The organism is Nostoc sp. UIC 10607 (genome assembly GCF_047228265.1).
Classification (GTDB): domain Bacteria; phylum Cyanobacteriota; class Cyanobacteriia; order Cyanobacteriales; family Nostocaceae; genus Nostoc; species Nostoc foliaceum_A.
On record NZ_JBIQNW010000010.1, the window covers coordinates 42,503 to 69,449 of the forward strand.

The following is a 26,947-nucleotide window of genomic DNA, read 5'->3' on the forward strand; positions in this document are numbered from 1 at the left end:
TCAAAGTTTTGCTAACCTGCGGAGGCAGGTTTTGTCTGTATAGCCGTGACTTCTAGTCGCCAAAGCTACTGAATTTGGGAATGGAAAGGACAACCACCCGCCGTTAATTTCTGAAGAAAAGCATTATTATCAAAATAATGCTCTAAAGACTCAATCTTTAAGTCATCAGTTACACGAGCAATACTAACTCCTACGATTTCTATTGTTTCTCCTGTGGGTGCATAGTCTTTATAGGAGCCATTAAATGTTCCCCAATGCCGCCACTTAAAGGTAACATTAGGCGGCCCCGAAAGGATTTCTGTTAATTCCCAAAGGAAGCCATTAGGAAAGGCTGTATGAAAAACTTGAAATGACGATTCAAAGGTTTCTGTTTCAGAGCTATACTGCTCACTTTCACCCAAAAACAGGTTATAAGTACCTTCAACTGCAACATCCTGAGCAGTGAATTGTTGTCCTCCATTGGTACTCATTTTAAATTTATCAGTAACAATCGAAAGCCACTGTTGAGGATTAGATTTATTAGAAGCTTCCATCTCAAAATTTCGGACTAAGTTTTGTGCGATCGCTTCTAAAGAACCTTCAGGATGCTGAAATTTACTCTCTTGATGAAGAAATTCATTGGTGTATGAATAATCCGGGCGTTTTCCTTCTCGCCACTGTACTTCTTCATCATGAGCAATGACTATATCTCTATCTTGTACCCAGAGTGGCAATTCTGTTGTTTTCTCGCTACTCATACAAGCTAACTAGTTATAAACATCGTTTTTTAGAATAAAGTTTTATGCTTATCAAGTAAATCGAAAAATCCAAAAAATTAAACAATATTCATAATTAAATCAATATTGCACAAATGCGAACACAAGCAACCACAGATCCATATTGATCTAAAAACTTAACTACAAGGCAAAAAATTGCTGTACTTAAATCAAATCTAATTGCAGTGCATTCCCTTCAGAAAAACCAAGGCTGGAGTAAACTGGTTTACCTAATGGCGAGGCGTTAAGAACCACTCGCGTACAACCGATCGCTTTTAAATATTCAATTGCTCTATTAGTTAAGGATTTGGCAATTCCTTGTCTGCGGTAAGGCTGTTCAACATAAACGCCCCAAATATATCCAAATTTACGGTATTCATCTTTGAAAACATTCGGGTATAAACCTGCAAAGAGTTGACAACTTACAGAACCCACAACGGTATTATCAACCTCTGCAACAAAAGCCTTGTAAAACAAATCTCGACGCGCCTCTTCTATGAATTTGAGGGTAATATTCTGCCACTCAAAGTTGATATTACTCTCATCAACACCAATATCTAGCCACATTTGATAAAAGTGTTGTGCAATCAGTAAGTCTTCTTTGCTAGTGGCTTCTCTGATAGTTATATGTTTTTCTGTCAGCATAATTTCCAACGAATTTTTGGAACTCACACATAACTCCTCCCCAATGTTGGGAAGGAGTTTTTTTACATCAGCCAAAAACGCGCAGGTTGACAAATCCTATCTCAGACTTTCTGTGCTGATACTTCCTCTGGCTTTTCTTGAGTTTGCAAAGATGCATACAACCTATTCAATGCATTTACATAAGCTTGCGCGGATGCCACGATAATATCTGTGTTCGCTGCATGACCAGAAAACACTTTAGATTCATAACGTAAACGAATCGTCACTTCTCCAATGGCATCAATACCGGCTGTTACAGACTGCACAGAAAACTCAATCAACTGGTTGGGCACATTCACAACCCGGTTGATGGCTTTGTAAACTGCATCCACTGGCCCAGTACCGATCGCAGCATCGGTTAATTCTTCACCTTCTGGGGTGCGGAGGGTAACTGTAGCAGTGGGACGGGCGTTGCTACCACAGGAAACTTGCACCAATTCTACTCGGAACAAATCGGGTGCTTGTTGGATTTCATCGTTAACGATCGCTTCCAAATCCCAATCAGAAATATCTTTCTTTTTATCTGCTACTTCTTTGAATCTGACGAATGCTTTATTTAATTCAGTATCTGACAGTTCAAAGCCCAATTCTTTCAATCGGGTGCGGAAAGCATTTCTGCCTGAATGTTTGCCCAAAACTATTTGATTGTCTGTCAAGCCAATCAATTGGGCATCCATAATTTCATAGGTGAGTTTGTTTTTTAACACACCATCTTGGTGAATTCCAGACTCATGGGCAAAGGCATTTGCCCCGACAATCGCTTTATTTGGTTGTACTAACATTCCCGTCAAATTGGAAACTAAGCGTGAGGTTTTGTAAATTTGTCGGGTGTCGATATTTGTCAGGGATTCTTGAGAATCTTCTGGTCTTCCAAGATAGGGATTAAAATATTGTCGCCGCACATGTAACGCCATCACCAATTCTTCTAGTGATGCATTTCCGGCTCGTTCGCCAATGCCATTGATAGTACATTCTAGTTGCCGTGCACCATTTTTCACGGCTTCTAAGAAGTTAGCAACTGCCAAGCCTAAATCATTATGACCGTGAACGGAAATAATCGCTTGGTCGATGTTGGGGACATTTTCAATAATGCCTTTAATGATTGCTCCAAATTCGCTAGGGGTGGTGTAACCGACAGTATCGGGAATGTTAACTGTTGTTGCACCAGCTGCGATCGTTCGCTCTAACACTTGGTAAAGAAATTCTGGATCGGAACGAGCCGCATCCATTGGCGAAAATTCGACATCTTTCATGAAGGACTTGGCATAAGCTACCATTTCTTCTGCGATCGCTAACACCTCTGCCCTTGACTTCCGCAACTGATACTCTAAATGAATATCAGAAGTCGAAATAAATGTGTGAATTCTAGCGTTAACTGCTGGTTTTAATGCTTCTGCGGCTGCTTCAATATCTGCTTTAATTGCTCTTGCCAAACTGCAAATTACCGGGCCATTTTCTGTCCCCACAATCTTGGCAATCTTGCTGACTGCTTCAAAATCTCCGGGACTAGCAAAGGCAAAGCCTGCCTCAATTATATCTACGCCCAGACGCGCCAGTTGCTTGGCAATAACTAGCTTTTCATCTATATTTAGAGTCGCTCCCGGACACTGCTCTCCATCTCGCAGTGTAGTATCAAAAATGATAATTCGATCTGTTTTGTTTGTCATTTGCGGTTTGTTGTTTAGTTTTTACTTGTAACTCAAAATATCTTCAACCTTAGTTTTTCTTTTACTCTTACCTTTGTAAATAATTGCTAAGGCTACTAACCTTCAGTTTTTTCTATTTGATCTCTGATATCATTTAAATCTATATATCTATCAGTAGCATTGCGTAACTCTCTCGCGATCATTCCTTCAGTTGAAACTACCGTAATATGTGTATTTTTTGAGCGTAATAGTTCGATTGCTCTTTCAAAATCTCCATCGCCACTGAATAATACTACTCGGTCATACTGGTCTACTGTATTAAACATATCTACAACAATTTCAATATCTAAATTCGCTTTTTGCGAGTAACGACCAGAAGTATCATCATAGTATTCTTTAAGAATTTTAGTTCTGACTGTATATCCTAGACTAATTAGAGCATCTCTAAAACCTCGCTGATCTTGTGGGTCTTTTAAGCCAGTGTACCAGAATGCATTAATTAATGTTGTTTCTGATTGCTCATGTTTGAAGTATTCTAAGACTCGCCGCGGGTCAAAAAACCACCCATTTTTTTGTTGAGCATAGAACATATTGTTTCCGTCTACAAAAATAGACAGACGATTCATTGGAGAACCCATACAAATTTACACCTAATAATATAAATGAATTTAGATGGAACAATAGATTATAGCAATTTTCAAATGCCTTGTTTGCTAATATCTATAAAGTAGCTCTTCATCTATAGCTTTTATCCTACCTCTTTCAAGGCATAAAAACGGATGCAACATTGGAGTTGAGATACTGGGTGCTAACCTTATTCACCTCCGGCACTGCAAGAGCCACCCTGTGATCAAAATCTACCAATAAAATTGAACCAGTAACAGCATTCATTGCTGTATAACACTAAAGTTTACTCCTAAAGAGGTATGGCATAAGCTTAGGGTAAGATATAAGTTGATGCCTATCTATAGGTAAAGCTTTCAGTATAAGGACACGCTTTATGGGGAGTACCAATATTGCGCCAAATACAGAAGACGACCTTGGGACAGCTTCTAGTAAAACACCCAGTTAAGAGCGTACTTGTTGGTTGAGTTAGGGTAAAATCTTGCTGCAACCAACTACAGAGACGACGTAGATCCGGCTATGATCTGTGAGACAATCACTAGTTGTAACTAACTCAACAGAAAAATAATAAGTTAGGCAGTACCTGAGTAGGAATCTCTTGGGGGCTACCTTTGCCAATAAAAGTTTGTTGATGAATAGAAGATACTTTACAAATGTATAAGATTATCATTTAAGTCTTATTTCAATGTGCTTGCATTAAAACGTGGTCTGAATAAATAAAAGTGTTGGACTTAAATCAATCAGTAACACGATATGGCAGAAGAACCTACATCTACCTTAACTAAAAACTATGTCTCTGCTGCCAATAGACTGTCAAGTAAACCGACAAAATTAACGTCAACAGCATCGGCTCTCCAGTCTAGATGGATGGTTCTTTTAGGCCATCTCCTCGCTGGCGGTTGCACAATGGGGGCAGCATTGCTGAGTGCTTCTGGTGGGGAATTGGTTCAATTGCTGGAAAATAAGGCGCTTTCTGGCTTTTTTCAACTGCGTGGCCCGATTGTGCCTCCAGAAGATATCGTAATTTTAGCAATAGACGATCACTCAATATCAGTTCCCGAACAGTACTATAAAACAGATCCGAAACAGTATGCCTACCTAGAAACACTGAAATCTTATCCTTATAAACGTGCTGCTTATGCGCAGATAATCACAAAGTTAATCAAAGCAGGTGCACGCTCTGTAGCAGTAGACGTAATATTTGACACAACAAGTAGATATGGAGTTAGTGACGATCGCAAATTCCAGGCAGTATTGCAAAAATATGGCAGCAAAGTTACCTTAGGAGCCGTCTACGAAAATTCCCAGACACACCAAGGGTCTTTTATGCAACTGATTGACCCACAACAGATGTTTCGTACAGGGTCGGTGTCCATTGGCTCAGTTAATTTCCCTTTAGAGGTGGATGGTAAAGTTCATCGATTGGCGAGTGAGTTTTCTAAGCTGTTAGCTAAAGATAATTTGATCGAGAAGCTACCCTCTTTTGATGAAGCAGCGCTCAGGGCAGCACAAGTAAATTATCCCAGACCAAAGGGCGATCGCATTTATTTTTGGGGGCCTGCGGGTACATTTGAGCAAATACCCTTTTGGCATGTACTAGACCCGGAAAACTGGAACACCTATTTGCAGCAGGGAAAGTTCTTCAAAGACAAGATAGTGCTGATTGGGGCAACAGATAAGTTAAATAATGATTATCATCCAGTCGCTGCAAGCAATAGCACTGAACGCATGTCGGGTGTGGAAATTCACGCCAATGCGATCGCAACTTTGATGACAGGTAAAGCGATCGCCCCAGGAATTAACACTCTACCATTGCGGGGTTTGTTTGTGCTGATTCTAGTAGGCAGTACAGCCTTGATGATTAGCAGACGCAGGCGTAGTATCAATAGATTTCTATATAGCCTCGCTCTATCTGGCGCTTGGGTAGGAATTAGCTATGGGTTATTTATCTATGGTCAGTTAATTTTTCCGACTACTGTACCAATGATTGCGATCGCAATGACCGGACTTTGCTATCTGGGAACCTCAGTAATGAGGGAAAGCATCAGAAAACGTCAATTAGTAGATATTTTTCAGAAGTATAAAACCTCCCCCGTTGTCCAAGAGATTATCAGCCAACAATATGACTTGCAATACCTAATCCAGCAAAGGGATTTAGCCTTATCAGGGAAAATCCTGGCTCAACGCTACAAAATTGTCAAAGTTCTCGGTTCCGGTGGATTTAGCGAAACCTATATTGCCGAAGATACCCTACGTCCAGGGAATCCGCGATGTGTTGTCAAGCAACTAAAACCAGCCAGCACCAAACCAGAAGCCTTGCAACTTGCCAGACGTTTATTTAACTCAGAGGCACAAACACTAGAAAAATTGGGAACACACGCTCAAATCCCTCAACTTTTGGCGTATTTTGAAGAAGATGAAGAATTTTATTTAGTACAAGAGCAGATCATTGGTCATCCTTTAAATCAGGAATTGCCATCAGGCAGAGCAATTGATGAAATTGCAGTGATCAAAATTGTCAAAGACTTATTGCAAACATTAACATTTGTCCATAAAAACAACGTGATTCACCGGGATATTAAACCCAGCAATATCATCCGGCGACATTCAGACGGGAAACTGGTACTGATTGACTTTGGAGCCGTCAAAGAAGTCAGTACAAAACAGCTTGATGATGAAGAGCAAACCCCTTTCACCATTGGCATTGGTACTCAGGGTTACGCACCTAGCGAACAATGTTTTGGCCGTCCCTACTACAGTAGTGATATCTATGCAGTCGGCATGGTTGGAATTAAAGCCTTGACTGGTATAGCACCTCGTGAGCTAGATAGAGATGCTGATGGAGAGATAAAATGGAGCGATGCCTACGGCGGTAAACTACGCTCCCAGTTTAGCCACTCTTTAACTAAGATTCTCAGTAAAATGGTGCTGGATGACTTCAAACAGCGATATCAGTCTGCATCAGAGGCTCTTGAGGATCTTAAAGTTTTTGACAATGTTATAAATTTCCAAAGCAGATACCCCATCCCACAGGATGACCCATTAATGAATACTTTAGACCAATTAAACGCTCCTACAAAATCTAACTCAGAAGCATCCTCAGAAACTATTTGAGAAGGACGCGAGGACACGGAGATGCAGAGAGAATATTTGATAGTTTCTCCCCGTCTCCGTGTCTTTTTCACTTAGTCCTGCACATGATTTTAAATTAACGACAAAAATTCTTCTCCTGTGGTGGGATGAATGCCTATAGTTTCATCCAAATCTTCCTTAGTAATGCCCTTGCGAATTGCCACACCCAGACTTTGAATGATATCTGCTGCATGTTCACCCACCATATGAGCACCCAAAACTAGCCCAGAATCACTATTTAGCACTAACTTCATAGTGATTGGTTCATTCTGTTCGATTAGCTGATACAACAGTGGTTGGAACTGGGTGCAGTAACATTGTACAGATTCACCTTTTTCCCGTGCTTTCGCCTCTGTCATCCCCACACTAGCCGCTTCTGGACGGCAAAAAACAGCAGTGGGCACATAATCATAATTTAGTTTTTGCGCCTTGTTGCCAAAAACTTTATCGGCAAAGGCAATACCTTCTGCCTGAGCCACTGGAGACAATTGCACGCGGCTGGTGCAGTCCCCCACAGCAAAAATGTTTTTTTGGCTGGTGCAGCTGTATTCGTCTACTTTGATTGCACCATGTTCGCCAAGTTCAACATGGGCATTTTCCAAACCAAGATTCTTGGTATTTGGAGCGTAACCCGTGGCAACTAAGATGGTATCTGCTGTAATTATTTCTCGGCTCTCACCATTAATAGTTAGCAACAAACTCTCATCTGAGTATTTGATTTTTTGAATTGTGCTGTTGGTGAATAACTTAATTCCCCGTTTGCTCAAACCTTTTTGTACAGCAGAGCGAATGTCATCATCAAACCCCGATAAAATCATCTCGTCTTTTTCAATTACCGTCACCTTGCAACCGAAAGCGTGCATCATGCTAGAAAATTCTACGCCAATGTAGCCGCCGCCAATAATTGCTAAACGTTTTGGCAAATAAGGTAGCTGAAACATCTCGCGGGATGTGATGGCGTATTCTATCCCTGGAATTTTGGGCTTGAGGGGTTGCCCTCCCACAGCAATTAAAATTTTGTCGGCTGTAACTTTGCGTCCATCGATATTGATAGTATGGGTATCGATGAGAGTGGCATGTTCAGAAATTAGTTCAATTCCAGCTTTTTGCAATTGCTGAAAATACGACTGGTTAATGCTGTCAATATGCTGATGTACTGACTTAATAAATAATGTCCAGTCAAAGTATGTTTGACAGTCACTCCACCCATAACTGTGCGCTATTTGATTTTGGAGGGCGAAGTCAGCTGCGTAGACAATCAGTTTTTTCGGAACGCAACCGCGATTTACACAAGTCCCACCGACGGCTTCTTGTTCGGCAATAGCGACACGGACACCGTAGCTAGCTGCTTTTTTAGCTGCTGCCAATCCCCCAGGCCCAGCACCAATGACAAACAAATCGTAATCAAATGTCATAAAAATCTGTTCCTTTTTCAGTTTTTGGAAAGCAGAGCTATTTCATCCCTTATAGTTATTCAGACAAAACTTAATCTACTGTCTTTGGATGGACAATTGGGGATGAAACTAGGCTGATATGTAGCAGATTGCCGAATTAATAGCAATTAGTTCCAAAAGGAACAGCGTAGGCGCAGCCCGCCGTAGGCATCGCTAGATTATTGGTAAGTTATATTACATTATCTTGCCAAACAAGGATATTGTCTATTTTACAAGAGGTATAAGTGCGATCGCGCTTTTGATCCAAAGCATATAAATAACAGCCTAATCTTCAGTGACAATCTCACCTAAGACTAAAATAGTTATGGAAAAACACCCTTGTAAATAAATCGATGAATGTGTTCTTAAATCCAGAGATAGAGCAATTCATCCAAACTCAGATTGAAAGTGGTAAGTATACTTTGGCAGAGGAAGTAATATGTTGACGCTCCCAAGATGTTTGCAGCAAAAGATCAAATTGAGGCACCAGTGAAGGTAAAAACACCTGAAGAATTGGGGTGGCCTCCTGATTTTTGCTTGCATTGTTTATCTAAAGAGCTATCCGACTCCGTACTAATTTCTTTAACGGCACCAAAGTCAATCAGCACAATTTTGCCGTCTTGACGACGCGTACCCAACACCCTTGCGTAAGGTAAAAATCAAAAACAAAGGCGGGTGCGGGGGTTGAACCCGCTAATCCCCACAATGGTGGAGACGTAACCGATAATCCTAAATTCTCCGTCCCCGAAAGGCAAGTTGCGAATAAGGATAACCCGCCATGAAGTATGAAGGATAAAGTATATTTCATCCTTTACCCTTCAGTAATATCTACAATTCACCCGTAGCCAGCATCTGGATGATCCGAGGTGTACCTGGGTCGAACCCTGCCAAATCCCAAGACAGCGAATCTTCAGGATCTACCAAAGTAATTTGGTAAGGTGTCAAGGTGACATACACTGCTTTGACGTTAGGATTTACCTTTTTGCGGTACTCCTTCAACGCTTGACTTGGATGCTTATTTCCCGCCCAGCTTTCCGAGTCAGTCCAAAAGCAGACTACATCTGCTTTGAACTTATTCTTAATCATCCAGTCGTAAGCTACAGATGCATCCGTTCCACCGAAGTTTTGGTTGCTAGCTTTGCGAACCGCAGAACTAAAACTATCTTTGGCAGTGATACCTAATTCCCGGAATTCTGTAGCAAAGCCGCGAATCATGTAGTTTTTCTCTGCTTTTGCTGTCACCAGTGCCATTGTGGTGGCAATTTCACAGCAAGTCAGTCCCATATCTGCAACCAAGCTACCCATAGAACCAGAAACATCCACGGCGTGCATGAATACTTTACCTGTGGGTTGCACAACATCAAAAGACAGTTCAACTGCTTTTTCTAAAATGTCCACAATCCGAGGAACTGGATTCCAAGTTTTCTTACTGCGTCCTAATCTTCCACCAGATTCATAAGTCTTGAGTGCTTTCAAAACATCAATCGGATGGATGCGACCTTTACGCAGATGTTCTCTGCGATTAAGAACTGCTTCCACTTGGAGCAAATTAGCATTTTCATCGGCTCGTAACACACCCAGTTCAGTTAAAGAACCAAGGTTACGTAACATTGCACCTATTGGCATTTCCTGAAATAGCAGCTGCCAAGCAAGCTTATCCATTTTGCCCACAGGTGCAGCCATTTCGTGGGTTAAGCGTCCTTGGGAAACAGCTTCATGGGTTTGGGTGGGATTCCGCTTGAGCCACTCATACCACCAAATCTGCGCCAATGCCTCTGAAGGGATGTCTGCTGGCAATTCTTCCCAGCCTCTAACTACCCACTCAAATAGTTGACGGTGATTTTCTGTAGGCGGTTTGACATGGAACAACCGCAACGCATCTCGGTGGGAAAAGCCTTGACGCTGTTGATATTTCAACAGTTGATAAGCTAAACCCTTAACATCTTCCCTTGATAGCCAAGTTTTACCAGCTTCCCGCACTACTTTGCCAAATCCCCGCAGAGATTTGGTGTAGTTCAACCATTCGTAGAAGTGGCTACCAGTACGGACAACTTGCGGAAATATTTCACCAAACGCCTGTTTTGCTTCTGTTGTTTCACCCATCGACAGCAGCACCAAAGCCAAGATAGGCGCACTGTTATTGATGGCGCGTCCATCGCTAGCATACAAAATTTCTTCTGCTACACGGCTGGGATTTTCAGCAACAGCTTGTCTGACAACTGTCACAAAATCCTCAGTTAATTCTTGTTTACCCGCGTAGTAAGTGCTTTTTGCTGTGCCAACCAACAGACAACGGCGCAGCATTTTCCAAATGCCAGCATCAAACATAAAGCCGCCGGAACGTCCCTGAATCATCTCTGCTTCCCGTCCGGGGATAGGTTGATTTTGTGGTGTAGTTGTCTTCTTTTTAGTGAAAAAATTGTAATTCATGGTTTCATCTCCCGGCCCTTGCGGGCAAAAATGAAAGGTGGCGGAGCGGGATTTGAACCCGCGACCTCTCGAACCCTAATCGATAACCCTAATTCGTCGGCCTTTTCAGGCAAGGGGTGAACAAGGATGTTTAGCGCTCTACCTCTGAGCTACCCGCCACATAAAAAGTTAGGAGTTAAATATTTAAAACTTCTCACTCTTGAGTTTCTACTCAGCATTCAGTACTCATTGGTGTAGTGGAGCGGGAATCGTAGCTTGCTTCCCGTAGGGTACCCGCGACCTCCCGCTTGGCAGGCGATAACCCTCAATTCTTCGGCCTTATTGAGGCAAGGGGTGAATAAGGATGTTTAGGCACTCTAACCACTGAGCTACCCACCACATATCAAGTAAAGTTGACTTGTATTATAAATGTAGTATATGTATTATTTGTTGTCAAGGGGCTGGCAAGCTAATTTATAGAGTTCTTGGTTGAGTCAAAAAACCTCTTTTTTTCGCTCGTAAAAACATTTGTCCGTAGTTTACCGCCGTAGGCATCGCAGACAAATGTTAGAGAAGTTCCAGTTACTGAAGTCTATAACACTTACTAGTTAAAGGTTTTGCCACAAAATTTGCCGCAACTTTGCCAAAAGATACAAAAAAGTGTCCCAATTTTTGCCAATATAGATAGTATTATTTCCCAAAATTCACTTGGCAAAAATCGGCATGAGTGAGAAACCCATAGAAGGTGACGGCAAGGCTTTTCTCGTTCTACTTTTGCCCATCTCGTTTTTGATTATTTTCCTGGTTGCCACATGGAGAATTTTACTGGCGCTGATTGTGCTGGTAATTGGCTTCAAGCTTTGGCAGGAATATCAATGGCAACAGTGGACTCATCGAGTTAACCCAATTTTTCATCAGTTAGTTCGGGAAAATCAGGGCAGACTTACGCCAATGGACTTGGCAATAAGGGGCAATTTTCCTGGAACAACGGCAAAACGCTACTTGGATAGTAAAGCCTCGGAATTTGGCGCTAGTATAGTGAACTCCGAAGATGCGGGGCAGTCTTATTACTTTATAACAGCCAGTATTCTCGGCAATATTCTTGATAGTAGTGAGCCTGTTAAAGAACTTCCTGCTCAACCAGTTACTAAAACTGCGCGATCGCTCCTAGCACCACCACCAACCCCACAGGAGGAAGAACCAGAAACCGAATCAACACCACAGCCAACCCATGAGGAAGCTAAACGATCGCTGGAAAAACAGTTAATTTTTGGCTCTCTGATTCAATCTGAACTTGCCAAGCGACTAAATGTCTATTCCAGCACGGTTTATAAACGACGAAATGATCCAGAATTTCCTGAGTGGAGTCGCAGCAAAGACCCTGATGGTATTGCCTGGACATACTCGGAAAAAACTAAGGAGTTTTTCCCAGTGGAGGAAGAAGGTTAAAGGAGGCAGGAGGGGAAAATCATCCCTTTATTCGACCGAGAATGATTTGGCAGCGTGTTGTCTTAAACTCTTGCTCCTTCTGGTCGCAGCAGTTATAGAGTACGGTCAGTCTTACTCCTGCCGACGCTCGCAGACTCGCTACCGCTACGCTATCCTGCCCTCTGCCTCCTGCCTTCGTTGATTTTTGAATTCTAAACCCACAGCTTCGTTGATGGAATTTAATCCGCTTTGTTCTAGCTTAGAAAGCAAACCTGCTAGAATTCGGCGTACCATCAGTGGACCTTCGTAAATCCAGCCTGTATAAACCTGGATTAGACTAGCACCAGCAGTAATTTTCTCCCAAGCATCTTCAGCAGAAAAGATTCCACCAACGCCAATAATTGGCATTTGTCCTTGGGTTTGCTGCCAAATAAAACGAATTACCTCAGTGGAGCGATCGCGCAATGGTTCACCGCTAATTCCGCCAGCTTCTTCCTGAGGTGATTTGCCCGTTTGGTCAATCACCTGGGTTTTTAGTCCATCACGGCGGATGGTGGTATTAGTGGCGATAATTCCTGCCAGTTGGTAGGTTTTAGCCAAAGAAATAATGTCAGCGATCGCTTCCCATTCTAAATCTGGGGCTATTTTGACAAAAAGTGGTTTATGTGTATTATTTTCTTGTTGTAATAAATCTAAGATGGTACTGAGCATAGAAGCATCTTGGAGCGATCGTAAACCAGGTGTATTTGGCGAAGATACATTAACAACAAAATAATCTCCCAAATCCTTGAGTAAACGAAAACTATCGAGATAATCCTGTGCAGCTGCTTCTAGGGGAGTTACTTTAGATTTACCCAAATTTATCCCTATGGGTATTGACTGGATTAACTTCTGCTTTTCCTGTGCCAAACGTGCCGCCATTGCTGCTGCACCGAGATTATTAAAGCCCATCCGATTGAGAGCAGCTTTATCTAACGGCAAGCGAAACAAACGGGGACGGGGATTTCCTGGTTGTGCGTGAAAAGTTACAGTTCCTAGTTCCGCAAAGCCAAAACCCAGGTTAGACCAAATGCCAGCAGCTACTCCATCCTTGTCGAAACCAGCTGCTAACCCTACAGGGTTTGGGAAGTTTAGCCCAAACAAGTTTTGTTCTAGGCGTGAATCGTACAGACATAAAGACTGCTTTAAGCGTTGGTTTGCCCAACTAGCAGGGGTTTGTGATAGCCAGCTAAAACTGCGAATCGTCTGCTGGTGTAACCACTCTGAATCTGCTTTTACCAGATTGAACAAAAGGGGACGAATAGCGACTTGATAAATATCCATTTCAATTCTTAACACTACGCGAATTCGGTAGACTGCCAGGCTTTCTCTCTAGCTTTCTGGAGTTCCTCTCTAGCTTGTCGAAGTTCCTCTTTAGCCTGCCGGGCTTCCTCTTTAGCTTGTCGGAGTTCTTCTTTAAATTGCCGTATTTCTTCAGCAATCTGCCGGATTTCTTCGGCAGAATTTCTTATTTCTTCAGCAAGCTCTCGCTGCTCCTCTTGTGAAAGCCTGAGATGTTCAGACGACTCCCGCTGCTTCTCTTGTGAAAGCCTGGCATTTTCAGCAGACTCTCGCTTTTCCTCTGAGACTTGTCGCTGCTCCTCTAGAGCATCGGACGAAGATTCACCCATTTCCTTAGCACTCCATAATGTTACTTCCACCAACCTGTTACTTAAAACTTTCAGCAAACACCTGTGGCGATATTAGTCAAGGTGCTTTTCTGGGCATCTTATATATTACAAGTTATGTAAACCAATAAATCAGATGGGGCAGCCGCAAAAACCTATAGCCGCCGAACAGCAGATCCTCTCCTTGGGACGTGTCCTCCAGAGCCTCAGAGAAGAAGATGATGTTGACGTTCTGATTGAAACTACTATTTCTTATCTTAAGGAACAGTTTGACTACAGACTGATTTGGGTTGCTCTTTACGATCGCCTGAATCACATATTATTCGGCAAAGGGGGCATCACACCTGATCATGACACGAGCTTTTTACGCCAAAGGGTTGTTCTCAGTCCTGGGGATTTATTAGAGCAAGTGGTGATTGAACAGCATCCTTTGGGCATAGCTGATTTACAAACTGAAATCCGCGCCGCCGAATGGCGAAAGATAGCAGAAAAATTCCATATCCAAGGAACGATTATTTTACCAATTCGCTATAAAGACCGTTGCTTGGGTTTGCTGTTACTGGGTTCAGAACGCTGGGGCTACCTACTGACAGGGGAAGCAAAAGCACGTTTGATGATGGTTTTAGGTGAACTAGGGGCAGTGCTTTATCAAAATGAGATGCATTTGCAGCAAAAGCAAACCAAGCGAACCGACGAGCCATTGTTAGAATTGCTAGAAAATTTACGCACCCTCGGAAATCTGAATCAAAGACTTGAAGCAGGGGTGCAAGCAACTCATAAATTTGTTTCCCCTAGCCGAACAAATGTTTACTGGTTTGAGCGAGAAGGGCGCTACTTTTGGTGTCGGATGAGCAATCAGCTTGTGAAAATTGATCGCAATTCCAGCACTCAGCAAGCCGCGGGAATGACTGTACAGGAGTTGAGCGACTTTTATTATGCTTTGGCAGTTAACCAAATTGTCTCGATTGGTGATGCCCGCAGTTCTTTAAAGAGCCATTTTACGGCAAAATTGCTGGAACGACTGAAGGTGCGATCGCTCTTGGCAGCTCCGATAATCTGGCAAAAGAACCTATTAGGTTTTCTGGCGGTAGAAAGCAATGAACCTCGCATTTGGACGGAGGCAGACAAAAATTTTGTTCAAGGTGTTGCTGGCTTAATCTCTCTGGTTGCACCTAGCGAAAGCATGGAAAGCACTATCAAACAGATTCAAGAGGATGCCCACCTGACTGGTCAAGTTGCCCAAGGTATCTATAGCGAACATGAACTTCAGGAAACTTTACACAGCTGTGCTAAAAGAGTTTTAGCTCGATTAGCTGCCACCCGCTTTTTGCTGTTGCAGTATGACCCTGAACAGAATAATTATCAATTTATTTACCAAAGTCAGCCTCATAATCGCCGACCGTTGACATTTACCCTTTATCCGCTCAAAGAATTAGATGGGCAGCTTTTGGAACGTTCAACTCAAGCGGTGGAAATTGAGAACTTAGATGAAGACTTGCGCTTTTTTAACTGGCGTCCCCCTTTACTAGAAAGTGGTGTGCGATCGCTACTTGTTTGTAAATGCACTCACGGTCATATACCAGCAGCAATTTTGGTCATCACTCACGAAACCCATCGCTCATGGACAACTCTAGAAAAGGAATTACTGTGGGCCGTTAGTCAACAGATTGGTGTAATTGTTCGTCAGTGGCAATTACATAACCGCACCACCCAGCAGCAAAAATCTTCCCAAGCATTTGAGCAATGCCTACGCATTCTGACACAATCCCAGAACAGTAAAATCGAGGTTGAAAAAAAACATTTAGAACGCACAGCACTCGAACAAATAGCATCAATTTTGGCCTGTCCCCTAGCGGTACTGCTATCCTGGTCGCCTGGCGAAAGTATGGCAGAAATTATCCCTGGAGTGATTGACAATAGTCAATTTGGGATTTTTTGCGATGCATCAATTCCTATCCAGGCTGAAGCCTTAATTCAGTGGGCACTTGCTACGGAGAGTTACCTGACTTTGAAGGTAGATAATTTACTCCCCGAAACTCGAAAATGGTTGAGTGTGCCAGACAAAGGTCAAATTTTGGTGATGGCGTTACGTACCAATACTGTTTATGAAACTACGGGTGTAGTGTTGTTAGCAGACTATCAAGAGCGTCGCTGGTCAGAACCAAACCTCAGTGCGACAGCAACTCTGATTTCTCAATTAGCTTGGTGGCGTCGTGAAAAGCAAATCACCCGACTTTTAGAATCTACAACAGAAGAATTACGACAACTCAACTGGTACAAACATCGTCGTTTAGAGGAAATCCAAAGAATAACGGCGCTATCCCTTAAACAAATACATGATTTGGGTATTCCTGCTAATGAACTCGCTCAGATGCGCTACCAGCTATTGCTGCGGCAGTTAGACCATACAGCCACCTCCATGAGTGGAATGCTAAAACTTGAGCACTGGCAGCTACACATGAGTTGGGAAACTATGCCCATAGCCAGTTTACTGAAGCGATCGCTCGAACGCATTGAAAATCAACTTAAACAACAAAAGCTGTGGATTGGCGTACATGGCTTAGGACAACCCATTGACGAGCAAGAGTCACCAAAGAATTCTTCCCTTGCTAGAGGCGTTCCTACCTCCAGCGCTCAATCTTCAATGGCGATCGCTGGTGATATTGTCAAAATTGAATTAGTTATCCATGAATTATTGGTTACTGCCTGTAACCGTTCTCCAATCGGCGGCAGAATTGATATTTGGTGTCGCCGTTTAGATGCGTCAAAACCCTCGGATACAAAGCATTCTTTTACAAGTGGAGGGTCTGAACATCAGACATCGCTAGAACTGTCGATTACATACAACGGTGCGATCGAACCACAGTTACTCACAGAACTACATGATAATACACCCAAAGATGTGCTTGCTCCCTCCAACCTTGACCAACCGCCAGGTTTACATCTGCTGATCTGCCAAAACCTCATGCAGGAGTTGGGAGGGGAGTTAAATTTTTATCAATTACCAGATAATCGGGTAGTTAGCCGCTTGTTGTTGCCCTTAGTTGGCCATGATTCTTAGTATTATTCTCCTCCAACTGCCTAAAGTCTCATCTTTTCAGACAGGGAACTCAGGAATGAGTCTATAGAGAGATTGACCACACATTTGTTCGTCGAAAGTATCCTCCCTTCGTAGCAAACTGGTTATAATTATTTTCCATCTCTCTCAGAAATCAAATTCTCATATACACAGTATTTATATGGGACGTATTCGTTCTAAATCTGACCTACCTACAAAAATCTGTCCGGTATGTCAACGTCCTTTCACATGGCGTAAAAAGTGGCAAGATTGTTGGGACGATGTGAAATACTGCTCAGAACGTTGTCGTCGTCGCCGTTCTGAAGCTCAAAATGAAACTAACCGCAACACAGACGCAAATAGCGCAAGAGATTAATGGAGTCACAGGTGCAACCTAAATTAATTATTCATGGGGGGGCTGGTAGTTCTCTCCACGGTAAAGGCGGATTGGAGGCGGTGCGCCGATCGCTCCATAAAGTAATAGAAGAAGTCTATTCTCTACTATTATGCGGAGCAAGTGCCTCTGAGGCGGTGGTGCAGGGTTGCCAAATGCTAGAAGATAACCCCCGCTTTAATGCTGGTACTGGTTCAGTACTGCAATCTGATGGGCAAATCCGCATGAGCGCTTCTCTAATGGATGGTGCATCAGGGCGATTTAGTGGTGTGATTAATATTTCGCGGGTGAAAAATCCCATTGAGTTGGCACAATTTTTACAAAACTCGCCAGACCGAGTATTATCAGATTTCGGCTCTGCTGAGTTGGCGCGGGAAATGCAAATTCCCAGCTATAACGCTTTAACTGATTTGCGGTTACAAGAGTGGATACAAGAGCGCCAGGATAATTTTAAAAGCGCAATGGCTGGTGTGGTAGCAGAACCTGAACTGCTAGAAACCAGCAATGCCGGACGCGGTACCATCGGTGTGGTAGCTTTAGATGCCTATGGTAGGCTAGCTGCTGGCACTTCTACTGGTGGTAAGGGCTTTGAGCGAATTGGCAGGGTAAGTGATTCTGCTATGCCAGCAGGTAATTATGCTACCAGTAATGCTGGTGTTAGTTGTACTGGCATTGGGGAAGATATCATCGATGAGTGTCTAGCTCCTCGGATTGTAGTACGTGTGACTGATGGTATGTCCTTGAGGGAGGCTATGCAGCGATCCTTTGGGGAAGCGCACCAGAACAAACGGGATTTGGGAGCGATCGCTTTAGATGTTAGTGGAGCGATCGCTTGGGGCAAAACTAGCGAAATCTTACTCGCCGCCTACCATAACGGCGAAAATGTTGGTGACACCTTGGAATGGACTAGCAACGAACTGATCGGCTATTGTTGAATCAGTTTCAGCGCTTCGGCTAAAGTTTCTTGCTGGTAAACCATTGCAGCTAATTCTTGGGCTTCATAACGCCCCTTCCTGCGGAACGCTGCGCGAACAAAAGCTTCTAGCGCCGCTCTTTTCAGTGCCACTTGATATCCTTGTTGCAGAAGATCCATTAATTCTGCTTGATTCAAGTAAAAACCACAGGATCTGCGGCGCTTGTTTATTTTGTTGATTTCCCCCACTGTATTTTCTATCGAAACATCCAAAGAGCGAGTAGAACGTTTTTCGGCCTTTTGTTTAATTAAATGGATGAGCAGAATTACACCATAACTATCAATTTTATTGATTTTCTCACCGAGACTCATTTCTTCTAACTCATCTACCAACAGCAACGCCTCATGGATTTTGCCTTGTGCTAGAAATTGCCTAAGTTCTAGCAGTTCTTCCATGTTATTTTTTGAGATTTTGGCTTCACTACTAATCTAGCTAGATTAGACATCTTGCAAAAATCCTAGTTTATAGTCTAAAACCACAGATGAATTGCGATTAACAGTGATGAATTATTTATGTTGATCTGTGGTTTCATTTTCAACACTTTTCTTTTGCCAAGCTGGTTTTACTACCTGACGACTACGGGCAATCACTAGAGAATCATCAGGCACATCTTCTGTAACAGTAGAACCGGCAGCCACGTAGACATCATCTCCCAAGGTGAGTGGAGCTACTAAAACGCTATTGGCTCCAGTCTTTGTGCGATCGCCTATTTTTGTACGGTGTTTCTTCACGCCGTCATAATTGGCAGTAATTGTACCGGCACCAATATTTACCTGATTGCCAACAACGGTATCACCTATATATGACAAATGTGCTGCATTCGTGCGATCGCCTAATTGAGTATTTTTCAATTCCACAAAATTCCCCACACGGCAATTAGCACCCACTTGTACGTGACCACGCAAATGAGCATAAGGGCCAATTCGGCTGCCTGCCTGCACAGTGCTATCTGTTACTACTGAATACTGCACGGTGACATTTTCAGCCAAGTGACTATTTTCAATTAAACTCCCTGGCCCAATATGACTTCCCGTTTGAATCACTGTATTTCCCCGCAGATGAGTTTGGGGTTCAATAATTACATCGGGCTGTAATGCCACTGTTTCATCAATGGTGATGCTTGTGGGATCGATGAGAGTGACACCCGCTAACATCCATTTTTCCTTGACTCGCCTTTGCAAAATTTCAGATGCTGTTGCGAGTTGCAAGCGATCGTTGATACCGAGAATTTCTTGGTAGTCTTCCACATCCACTGCCATCACTTGTCCGACTTGAGTCACGGCATCAGTAAGATAGTATTCTTTTTGGGCATTGTTTGCCTGTAGGTGAGGGAGCACTTTTGCCAAATCTTGCCAACGAAAGCAGTAAACTCCAGCGTTAATCCGCTGATTTTGCTTTTGAGCAGCAGTACAATCCTTGTGTTCGACCATTTGCTGCACAATATTTTCATCGTTACAAAAAACTCGTCCGTAGCCTGTGGGGTCTGGTAGGCTCGAGGTGAGAATAGTGGCGGCGTTCTGATTTCGGGCGTGAGTTTGTAACATCTGCTGAAGAGTTTCACTACGTATCAACGGTAAATCGCCGTTAAGTACTAGCAAATCCCCAGTGTAGTCTTCCAAGTGAGGAAGTAATTGCTGGATGGCATGACCTGTCCCTAGTTGCACAGTCTGTTCGACAAACTCCAAAGTGGGAATTGAATGCATGGCGGCTTGCACTTCCTCGGACTGATATCCCACAATCACGATTCGCCGTGAGGGCGAAAGTGGTTCTACACTTTCGAGAACTCTCTCTAATAGCGATCGCCCACCCAAAGAGTGTAAAACCTTGGGTAACCGTGATTTCATCCTGGTGCCGCGTCCCGCCGCTAGAATTGCTACAACTACCATAATTAGCTATCAGCTATCAGTGAAATTATGATTAATGCTGTTGGTACTTTAAAATTTAGGCTCAAACCATACCAGCTAACCATAGAAGAGTGAAATATACAATGAGTTACGATAATACCAATTCGTGCTAATTACGGCAGCTACAAAACCCCCTACTCCTAGTCGCCAGCGTTTTTACTGACTGGAGCCAATAAACTCGGCAAACTGCTGCATTAACTTGGGATTACGCCAACCGGAATTAGCTTCTTCTTGCATCACTAAAAGTCCTTCTGCTGAAGTAAAAGCTCTTTTGTAAGGTCGTTCGCTAGTCAGAGCATCGTAAATATCAATTAACTGAAATACTTGCGCTAGGTAGGGAATATCATCCCCTTTGAGTCCATCAGGGTAGCCTGAGCCATCCCAGCGTTCGTGGTGATGGCGAATAATGGGAATTACACCCCGCATACTGCGTAATGGCTGACAGATTTTTTCTCCTATCAAAACGTGCTGCTGCATGATCTGCCAATCTTCGGGGGTGAGTTTGCCTTTTTTCAGCAGCACTGCATCGGGAATACCCACCTTACCAATATCGTGGAGATAACCACCCCACCTCAAATCTCGAATTTGGTAGCGTGAGAGGTTGAGGTATTCACCAAAAACTTGTCCCAGTTTTACCAGGCGTTCACAATGGTTGCCTGTATTGGGATCGCGACTTTCAATCGACATGGCAATGGAAAATAGTACTTGTTCGGCATGGTCCAAATCTTCGTTCAGACGTTTCTGCCGCACCAAGGACTTGACACGCGCCGCTAGTTCCACACGATCAAAGGGTTTGGTGAGAAAATCATCTGCCCCAACTTCAATTCCCCGAATGCGCGATCGCCTGTCATTTAATGCTGTAATAAAAATCACTGGGATTAGCCTAGTCTGCTCATCCTGTTTGAGCAATTGGCAGACTTCAAATCCATCCATCCCTGGCATCATCACATCCAGCAAAATCAAATCTGGTTGTTTTTGAGTTACCAATCCGACAACGATGGAACCACTATCCGCCTCAATTACTTCGTATCCTTCCATCCCCAACAGGGCAACAGCAGTCATCCGACTAGCGGCATGATCGTCAACAACTAAAACCTTCGGCGGATCTAAATCAAACCCATTCACTTTAGAACCTTTGGCTTGTAGTGTTCTAGAGACCAATGAATCATCACCACAATTAACATCAGCTTTTATCCAAGAAGACACTGCTTGTCTATCTTCAAGCATAAGGTCTTGTTGAGGTAAGCCTAAAGAATAACCCTCCGAATTTTGCGATCCTACGGCATTATTTGAACCGATACTCTTTACTCTGCTAATGGGGTTTGACCCACTAACAATTTCTTCTGTAAAGCCTGTATGGTTGGATTTCCATTGAATCACAAAGGCACTCCAAGTTTTTGCAGAAGTTAACAGTGTCAGATTTAAAAAACAAATTTAATATTCGACTGTATCTGAGCCAGAGTTTCCATAGGGATTATCCATGATGTCAAGCTGCTATCTAGGTTTTCGCAGCATGTATCTTTTATGTTACGAACAAAGGGTATCCTGTTGTCAAATTTTTTGTTTTGCTTCTAGTTCCAGTATGATAAATTGGCACAAATCTTAAATCAGGTTTTTTACGGAGATTTTTAACCTAGCAGCGCTAGAAAGCGTTAGAATTGCTTGCTTTATATCGATATATCGGGTTTTTAGTTTTAAATCTTTATGGTAACCATTAGGTATATATATTTTTATTTATACAATTATAGCAATACTCAAGTATATCAAATTACATATAGTATTTGATACTATCTTTAATTAAGCTATTTGGCTGGTAAAAACTCGTTGCCTGAGTATCTGGAAAGGAAATCAGAATTTTTGGCAAAAAAATGTCTAACTTTTCTGGAATTAAGGACTGAGGATGAGGTTTTTAGTTGCCGCAGCTATGCCCGTCGTAGACATTGCAACCGAATTACAAACTAGTTCCCATAAAATCCCTGCCTTGTGTTCCCGACAGCCACCTTTTTCGCCAACGGGAGGTAGTTTCCAGCGAAGAGGTTTGTTGCTCTTGTTGTCGCCGCATTACTATGACTTCGGTTGAATCGCTCAATTCCGGATCGCGATAGGGAATGGCAGCACGGGTTAGTAAGTGTTCTTTTTCAGCTTGCGAGAGGGAAGTGAGTGCTGTTAGAGGATAGCTATGGTTTAGCCCGTAATAAGTGCTGTGTACTGAGTGATATTTATACTCAGTGCTACCAGAATGTGCTGCCACGGTACCAGGCGATCGCCTTCCCACAGGTGGTGTAGAACCGATGATTAAGCCAGCAGACAAAAGTGCTGTGCGTATAGCAGCAGAACAAGAATAGGTGGCTAATAAACCATCTTGATGTAAACAAAATGACAGTTGTTTAATAAATTCAACAGTCCATAATTGAGGACAATGTGGTGGTGAAAAGGGATCGAGGAAAATTGCATCTGCCCAGAAACCGGACTGACGTACTACCGTGATTGTAGTTCTAGCATCGCCAATTAGTAGCTTTGCTTTTAGACAAGGTGTTTGCACATAATGCTCAAAAGCTAGCTGGGACAAGCTTTCAATATAGTTACAGTTCCAATTGTCGAATAAGTGATGAGCGATCGCAGCTTGTGGCACTGCTGGATTCAGTTCTAAACCAATTACTTCAACACAACAACTAGGATTCATTGCCCAAATTGTCTGCAAAGCAGCAGCTGTGTTATATCCTAGACCATAACAAATATCCAACAGCCGCAAGACCGGTTTATGCGCTGCTGTAGCCAGTTGAGTCGGTTCCACAAATTTGAAAAAACTCTCCTGCTGCGCTCCATGATGGCTGTGAAAGGATTCACCAAACTCCTGAGAGACAAAGGTGAAGGAACCATCTGCTGTTAGCTTAGGTGTAAAATTCTCTAAGTCTGACATCTTACAAAAAAACTAAATAATGACCAATGTCCAATCCTCAATTTGTTGTTTCGCCAGCTTGGCTGCTTGAACATCTAGAAGATCCGCAAGTCGTTATTGTGGATTGTCGCTTTTCTTTAGCCGATTCACAACTAGGACAACAACAGTACCAAACAAGCCATATAGAGGGATCATATTACTTAGATTTGAATCAGGATCTTTCCAGTCCAGTAGGTAAGCATGGCGGGAGACATCCTTTACCTAACCCCAATGATATAGCTAAAAAATTTGAGTCGATTGGGGTAAATTACCAAAAAACTTTAGTTGTAGCTTATGATGATTCGCGCTTTGCCTTTGCGGCTCGTTTATGGTGGCTTTTGCGCTATCTAGGACATGAGCAAGTAGCAGTGCTCGATGGAGGCTTTTCTGGATGGCAAAAAGCTGGGTATCCTGTTACAGATGTTGTACCTCAACCAGAAATGGGTAAGTTTGTAGCTCAAGTTCAAACCGAAAAGGTGGTAGATATTACAGGGGTGAAAAGCCGGAAAGAGAGCCAAGAGGTAGTATTGGTAGATTCAAGAGAAAGCGATCGCTATCGAGGTGAACGAGAACCAATTGATAAAATTGCTGGACATATACCCGGCGCAGTCAACTATCCCTGGCAAGAAGTTACAGACTCTTCCGGCTACCTACTCCCTCAAGAAGAACAATACCGTCGGTGGGAGAAGCTAGAAACAGCCGAAGAAATCTTGGTATATTGCGGTTCTGGGGTTACTGCTTGCGTAAATTTACTTTCTTTAGAATTAGCTGGCATTACCAAGGGTAAACTTTATGCGGGCAGCTGGAGTGATTGGATTTCTTATTTATAGTCATTAGTCATTAGTTTTTTGACAAAGGACAAAGGACGAACTTCAAAACCGACCTAATTGCAAACTGTAATTAATACTGAAGAACCAGCCATCAAAATCAATGTTTTCGACGGTTGAACTACCTAAACTTGCTCCAGCCTGTACATTCAAATTACTGGTATCGGATATTCGGTAATTTAAGTGCCCGAATAGCCGATGAAATTGGTCTTCTCGATCGCGCTGTGTAAAGTCTGAGAAGTTCACCTGGTAATCAATACCAACCTGGAGAGGTTTTTGCAAGTAGTAGTTCAGAGACACCCAAAAGGAATTGATTATCCGATCGCGACTTTGGGGATCAGCAAAATTCACACTCAATTCGTAGAAGCTATCTAGCGTTAATTTTGGAGTTAAGGGATCTCGCCGTCCCAAAGACAGTTGCAGAGAATTCTCATTTAAAAAGCGATCGCCTGCTTTAAAGCTATCCAAGCGATCGCTGTTGTTAGCATAAAATAACTGTTGATTGCTCCAACTGATTTCTCCGTACATTCGCTGCGATATATGCTGGTAAAGACTGAGATTAAATCTTATCTGGTTGTAATGATATTGTGACTGATTTATATAACGAATGAGATTGCCATCAATTGAGGCGTTTAAAAAAGTCTTAGATGTCAAAGGGAAATATGCAGAGGTTAGCGTCAGTCCAGAAATAATTAAACCATCTTCTATGGGACTATCATTTGAGGAAAAAATATTAGTCGTCTGGAAGTAACCTACACGGCCCTGTAGATAGCCGATAGGTTTAAACTGAGGTAAGAATTGGGGTTGTTCTATCGGTTTTGGTAGCTGTTGTTCTAGGGGTCGTACCCGTACACGCAATCCCAATTCGCGATCGCTATCAGACTCAGGTGGTTGTTTTGGCGATCGTAGTAGCTGTATTAGCCTCTCTAGCCTTTGGGACTGATTTATTTGAGGTGGATTCAACACTTCCTCTTTTGAGTCTGGAGGAGATGCAGGCACAACACTTGGCTGCGATTCTAGCTGTGGCGGGTCATTTTGCTTTTGAGTCTCTCCAAATTCTCCGGTTGGATCTGGATCGGCCGGTGAAATTTCGGTTGTTTCCTGTGCCAGATTTAACGGCGTATGGGAATCTAAAGTTGGCAACTCACCCGACTGCTTGCACAAAGAGTTAATTACCTCTTGCTCCAAATTCTGACATAGCTGATAAGTTACCTGTGTGTTTGCTAAATTTTTAGGATGCCAAATATCTGTATTTGCAGATTCTGCCGCATCTACTCTAATGCAACACCAGCTCCCACCACTGGACGCTAAAAAAATACAAAAAAACAAATTCTTCCAGTTTTTGAGTCGCATCTGTTAGATTGCGTTGATCGCATTTGGCAAATGTAGACCCACAAGCTGTATCAGAAGTTCCGATTTAGAAAATACAATTGAGTGCATATATCTTAACCTTGTAGGTATATACTGAAACTACAAACTAAAATTGCTGCTTTTCGGATTGTTCTCCAGATTTTTGCAAAACTGAGATGATGCGATAAAGATTATTATGTTCAGATTTAGTTAAATACAGCGAGTAAGTCACTTCACAACACATCCCTAAGAACTTCTTCTCACTGTATCTGATCTGCTGATCTTATTAGAATCAATTATATGTAAGGTACTTTTCATTTAATTGTTGATATCAATTACTAACTTTTAAATTTGTCAGAGATTTTATTGCATATAATGTAAGTTTAAGAATAAAAGTTTAAATAAACTATATATGAATATGATTCATTTTTTGTCTATTTTATCTATTAAATGTAGACAAAATTACAAATAATTTTACTAAATAAACTTTCTATAACAATTATCAGCAGCTTAAACCTTTAACTTTTTTGGTATTAGTTGAAATTCACAAATTCTCAAACTATGTTTCATAAATCGTTTCCACTATTACTGATTGGTTTATGGGGAGTTATAGTACTGCCTTTGCCAAATAGGGTAAGTGCCATAACTCCTCTAACGCGAGCGGAGATTCAGAACCTCCGCAATATGGTACAACTGATACCCAAAGATAAACTCAAGAAACGTCCCGCGCGCAAATTAGATGCAATGATTCCTGGGGACGGGCTGTCAACTGGTCGAGCTTCTCTAGCAGATTTGCGTTTTAATGATGGCTCTTTGGCACGAATTGGAGAACAGGCGTTATTTCAATTTTTGCCGAAGACTCGTGACTTTAAACTGTCAAATGGGACTGTGTTACTACTCATCCCACCAGGAAAAGGGCAAACACGCATACAAACACCAAATGCAGCAGCAGCAATTCGTGGTTCAGCATTATTTGTACGCTACGACCAACAAACAGACACTACGATTGTGGGTGCGCTGACAAATAGTGGCATTGAAGTTTCTAACAAGGAAGCTTCTGAAACTCAGGTGTTGGAAGCAGGGCAAATGGTGATTATAGTTAAAGGGAAATTTGAGAGATTATATGATTTTGATCTGAGAAATTTTTATGAAACTAGCCAACTGGTTCGGGAACTTGATTTGAACAGGCAAAGTCCTGTGCCTACACCTGATCCTGCAATCACTAGTGTTCAAGCTGAGACTGCTGCGGCTTTAGAAGCACAGCCACCGATAAAAGGCGAGGGAGTAATTGAAAACCCCTCTTTTGTGCAGCTAACTCCTACACCCGACACCCCAACTGAGACAAAACCCGACACCTCAACTGAGACAACACCCGTAACCTCAACTGAGAAAAAACCTGACACCCCAACTAAGACAACACCCGTAACCTCAACTGAGAAAAAACCTGACACCCCGACTGAGACAACACCAGATACCCCAGCTAAGACAACACCTGTAACCTCAACTGAGATAAAACCTGACACTTCAACTAAGACAATACCCGTAACGCCAATTGAAAAATTACCCAACACCCCAATTGAAGAATTACCCAACACCCCAATTGAAGAATTACCCGTAACCCCGACTGAGACAACACCCGTAACCCCGACTGAGACAACACCCGTAACCCCGACTGAGACAACACCCGTAACCCCGACTGAGACAACACCCGTAACCCCAACTGA

Annotated in this window: 20 protein-coding genes and 2 tRNA genes; 7 read left to right on the forward strand and 15 right to left on the reverse strand. The window is 42.6% G+C overall.

Annotated features, from left to right (window positions below; translation table 11 throughout):
* Positions 1 to 65 precede the first annotated feature (65 nt).
* The 4 genes from ACEYW6_RS12005 to ACEYW6_RS12020 form a co-directional block, all read right to left on the reverse strand.
* Positions 66 to 737, reverse strand: coding sequence for an ester cyclase (locus tag ACEYW6_RS12005; RefSeq protein ID WP_412979869.1), 672 nt, complete (start codon positions 735 to 737; stop codon positions 66 to 68).
* A 183-nt stretch (positions 738 to 920) separates the two neighbouring features.
* A complete protein-coding gene (locus tag ACEYW6_RS12010) occupies positions 921 to 1,427 on the reverse strand; it encodes a GNAT family N-acetyltransferase (RefSeq protein ID WP_412979870.1) in 507 nt (168 codons plus the stop codon).
* Positions 1,428 to 1,501: 74 nt separating this feature from the next.
* Entirely contained in the window at positions 1,502 to 3,106 is a 1,605-nt protein-coding gene (locus ACEYW6_RS12015) for a 2-isopropylmalate synthase (RefSeq protein WP_412979871.1), read from the reverse strand.
* A 95-nt stretch (positions 3,107 to 3,201) separates the two neighbouring features.
* Positions 3,202 to 3,723: an NYN domain-containing protein gene (locus ACEYW6_RS12020; protein WP_041565194.1), complete on the reverse strand. Its 522-nt coding sequence runs from the start codon at positions 3,721 to 3,723 to the stop codon at positions 3,202 to 3,204.
* Between the two features lie 739 nt (positions 3,724 to 4,462).
* On the opposite strand from ACEYW6_RS12020, the gene ACEYW6_RS12025 reads away from it, so the two are divergent.
* On the forward strand, positions 4,463 to 6,823 hold the full coding sequence (locus ACEYW6_RS12025) for a CHASE2 domain-containing protein (RefSeq protein WP_412979872.1): 2,361 nt from the start codon (positions 4,463 to 4,465) through the stop codon (positions 6,821 to 6,823).
* Positions 6,824 to 6,912: 89 nt separating this feature from the next.
* Here the strand turns inward: ACEYW6_RS12025 and gorA are convergent, their stop codons facing one another.
* The 4 genes from gorA to ACEYW6_RS12045 form a co-directional block, all read right to left on the reverse strand.
* Positions 6,913 to 8,256: a glutathione-disulfide reductase gene (gene gorA / locus ACEYW6_RS12030; RefSeq protein WP_412979873.1), complete on the reverse strand. Its 1,344-nt coding sequence runs from the start codon at positions 8,254 to 8,256 to the stop codon at positions 6,913 to 6,915.
* A gap of 846 nt (positions 8,257 to 9,102) precedes the next feature.
* Complete coding sequence (locus tag ACEYW6_RS12035; RefSeq protein ID WP_412979874.1) at positions 9,103 to 10,704, reverse strand: TROVE domain-containing protein; 1,602 nt, start codon at positions 10,702 to 10,704, stop codon at positions 9,103 to 9,105.
* A 37-nt stretch (positions 10,705 to 10,741) separates the two neighbouring features.
* Positions 10,742 to 10,863: transfer RNA gene (locus tag ACEYW6_RS12040), tRNA-OTHER, on the reverse strand.
* A gap of 70 nt (positions 10,864 to 10,933) precedes the next feature.
* Positions 10,934 to 11,083, reverse strand: a tRNA-Gly gene (locus ACEYW6_RS12045).
* A gap of 323 nt (positions 11,084 to 11,406) precedes the next feature.
* On the opposite strand from ACEYW6_RS12045, the gene ACEYW6_RS12050 reads away from it, so the two are divergent.
* Complete coding sequence (locus ACEYW6_RS12050) at positions 11,407 to 12,132, forward strand: hypothetical protein (protein ID WP_412979875.1); 726 nt, start codon at positions 11,407 to 11,409, stop codon at positions 12,130 to 12,132.
* A 144-nt stretch (positions 12,133 to 12,276) separates the two neighbouring features.
* Here the strand turns inward: ACEYW6_RS12050 and ACEYW6_RS12055 are convergent, their stop codons facing one another.
* Both ACEYW6_RS12055 and ACEYW6_RS12060 read right to left on the reverse strand, forming a co-directional pair.
* Positions 12,277 to 13,434: a quinone-dependent dihydroorotate dehydrogenase gene (locus tag ACEYW6_RS12055; protein ID WP_412979876.1), complete on the reverse strand. Its 1,158-nt coding sequence runs from the start codon at positions 13,432 to 13,434 to the stop codon at positions 12,277 to 12,279.
* A gap of 14 nt (positions 13,435 to 13,448) precedes the next feature.
* Complete coding sequence (locus tag ACEYW6_RS12060) at positions 13,449 to 13,811, reverse strand: hypothetical protein (RefSeq protein ID WP_412979877.1); 363 nt, start codon at positions 13,809 to 13,811, stop codon at positions 13,449 to 13,451.
* A 103-nt stretch (positions 13,812 to 13,914) separates the two neighbouring features.
* On the opposite strand from ACEYW6_RS12060, the gene ACEYW6_RS12065 reads away from it, so the two are divergent.
* The 3 genes from ACEYW6_RS12065 (at position 13,915) to ACEYW6_RS12075 (ending at position 18,165) form a co-directional block, all read left to right on the forward strand.
* Entirely contained in the window at positions 13,915 to 16,839 is a 2,925-nt protein-coding gene (locus tag ACEYW6_RS12065; RefSeq protein WP_412979878.1) for a GAF domain-containing protein, read from the forward strand.
* Between the two features lie 178 nt (positions 16,840 to 17,017).
* Positions 17,018 to 17,212: a DUF2256 domain-containing protein gene (locus ACEYW6_RS12070; RefSeq protein ID WP_190892476.1), complete on the forward strand. Its 195-nt coding sequence runs from the start codon at positions 17,018 to 17,020 to the stop codon at positions 17,210 to 17,212.
* Positions 17,212 to 18,165: an isoaspartyl peptidase/L-asparaginase gene (locus ACEYW6_RS12075; protein ID WP_412979879.1), complete on the forward strand. Its 954-nt coding sequence runs from the start codon at positions 17,212 to 17,214 to the stop codon at positions 18,163 to 18,165. Before ACEYW6_RS12070 ends, ACEYW6_RS12075 begins: the two co-directional genes overlap by 1 nt.
* Here the strand turns inward: ACEYW6_RS12075 and ACEYW6_RS12080 are convergent.
* The 4 genes from ACEYW6_RS12080 to ACEYW6_RS12095 form a co-directional block, all read right to left on the reverse strand.
* On the reverse strand, positions 18,156 to 18,599 hold the full coding sequence (locus ACEYW6_RS12080; RefSeq protein WP_412979880.1) for a DUF29 family protein: 444 nt from the start codon (positions 18,597 to 18,599) through the stop codon (positions 18,156 to 18,158). The genes ACEYW6_RS12075 and ACEYW6_RS12080 overlap by 10 nt on opposite strands.
* A gap of 111 nt (positions 18,600 to 18,710) precedes the next feature.
* Positions 18,711 to 20,090, reverse strand: a complete 1,380-nt coding sequence (gene glmU / locus ACEYW6_RS12085) for a bifunctional UDP-N-acetylglucosamine diphosphorylase/glucosamine-1-phosphate N-acetyltransferase GlmU (RefSeq protein ID WP_412979881.1) — start codon at positions 20,088 to 20,090, stop codon at positions 18,711 to 18,713.
* A gap of 174 nt (positions 20,091 to 20,264) precedes the next feature.
* On the reverse strand, positions 20,265 to 21,488 hold the full coding sequence (locus tag ACEYW6_RS12090) for an HD domain-containing phosphohydrolase (RefSeq protein ID WP_412979882.1): 1,224 nt from the start codon (positions 21,486 to 21,488) through the stop codon (positions 20,265 to 20,267).
* Between the two features lie 571 nt (positions 21,489 to 22,059).
* Positions 22,060 to 23,028 carry a tRNA (5-methylaminomethyl-2-thiouridine)(34)-methyltransferase MnmD gene (locus tag ACEYW6_RS12095; protein WP_412979883.1) on the reverse strand — a complete coding sequence of 323 codons (969 nt, stop codon included), beginning with the start codon at positions 23,026 to 23,028 and terminating at the stop codon, positions 22,060 to 22,062.
* A 26-nt stretch (positions 23,029 to 23,054) separates the two neighbouring features.
* Between ACEYW6_RS12095 and ACEYW6_RS12100 the strand changes: the two genes are divergently transcribed.
* Complete coding sequence (locus ACEYW6_RS12100; protein ID WP_412979884.1) at positions 23,055 to 23,876, forward strand: sulfurtransferase; 822 nt, start codon at positions 23,055 to 23,057, stop codon at positions 23,874 to 23,876.
* 42 nt (positions 23,877 to 23,918) lie between these two features.
* Here the strand turns inward: ACEYW6_RS12100 and ACEYW6_RS12105 are convergent, their stop codons facing one another.
* Positions 23,919 to 25,226: a hypothetical protein gene (locus ACEYW6_RS12105; RefSeq protein ID WP_412979885.1), complete on the reverse strand. Its 1,308-nt coding sequence runs from the start codon at positions 25,224 to 25,226 to the stop codon at positions 23,919 to 23,921.
* Between the two features lie 681 nt (positions 25,227 to 25,907).
* Between ACEYW6_RS12105 and ACEYW6_RS12110 the strand changes: the two genes are divergently transcribed.
* Positions 25,908 to 26,947 (forward strand): FecR domain-containing protein (locus tag ACEYW6_RS12110; RefSeq protein ID WP_412979886.1); only part of this gene is annotated, 1,040 nt, incomplete at its 3' end.

Bases quoted from the DNA above. Each gene is read 5' to 3' on its own strand.
- ACEYW6_RS12005 (WP_412979869.1), bottom strand. From the start codon at position 737: ATGAGTAGCGAGAAAACAACAGAATTGCCACTCTGGGTACAAGATAGA.
- ACEYW6_RS12015 (WP_412979871.1), bottom strand. From the start codon at position 3,106: ATGACAAACAAAACAGATCGAATTATCATTTTTGATACTACACTGCGA.
- ACEYW6_RS12020 (WP_041565194.1), bottom strand. From the start codon at position 3,723: ATGGGTTCTCCAATGAATCGTCTGTCTATTTTTGTAGACGGAAACAAT.
- ACEYW6_RS12025 (WP_412979872.1), top strand. From the start codon at position 4,463: ATGGCAGAAGAACCTACATCTACCTTAACTAAAAACTATGTCTCTGCT.
- gorA (WP_412979873.1), bottom strand. From the start codon at position 8,256: ATGACATTTGATTACGATTTGTTTGTCATTGGTGCTGGGCCTGGGGGA.
- ACEYW6_RS12035 (WP_412979874.1), bottom strand. From the start codon at position 10,704: ATGAATTACAATTTTTTCACTAAAAAGAAGACAACTACACCACAAAAT.
- ACEYW6_RS12050 (WP_412979875.1), top strand. From the start codon at position 11,407: ATGAGTGAGAAACCCATAGAAGGTGACGGCAAGGCTTTTCTCGTTCTA.
- ACEYW6_RS12055 (WP_412979876.1), bottom strand. From the start codon at position 13,434: ATGGATATTTATCAAGTCGCTATTCGTCCCCTTTTGTTCAATCTGGTA.
- ACEYW6_RS12065 (WP_412979878.1), top strand. From the start codon at position 13,915: ATGGGGCAGCCGCAAAAACCTATAGCCGCCGAACAGCAGATCCTCTCC.
- ACEYW6_RS12070 (WP_190892476.1), top strand. From the start codon at position 17,018: ATGGGACGTATTCGTTCTAAATCTGACCTACCTACAAAAATCTGTCCG.
- ACEYW6_RS12075 (WP_412979879.1), top strand. From the start codon at position 17,212: ATGGAGTCACAGGTGCAACCTAAATTAATTATTCATGGGGGGGCTGGT.
- ACEYW6_RS12080 (WP_412979880.1), bottom strand. From the start codon at position 18,599: ATGGAAGAACTGCTAGAACTTAGGCAATTTCTAGCACAAGGCAAAATC.
- glmU (WP_412979881.1), bottom strand. From the start codon at position 20,090: ATGGTAGTTGTAGCAATTCTAGCGGCGGGACGCGGCACCAGGATGAAA.
- ACEYW6_RS12095 (WP_412979883.1), bottom strand. From the start codon at position 23,028: ATGTCAGACTTAGAGAATTTTACACCTAAGCTAACAGCAGATGGTTCC.
- ACEYW6_RS12100 (WP_412979884.1), top strand. From the start codon at position 23,055: ATGTCCAATCCTCAATTTGTTGTTTCGCCAGCTTGGCTGCTTGAACAT.
- ACEYW6_RS12105 (WP_412979885.1), bottom strand. From the start codon at position 25,226: ATGCGACTCAAAAACTGGAAGAATTTGTTTTTTTGTATTTTTTTAGCG.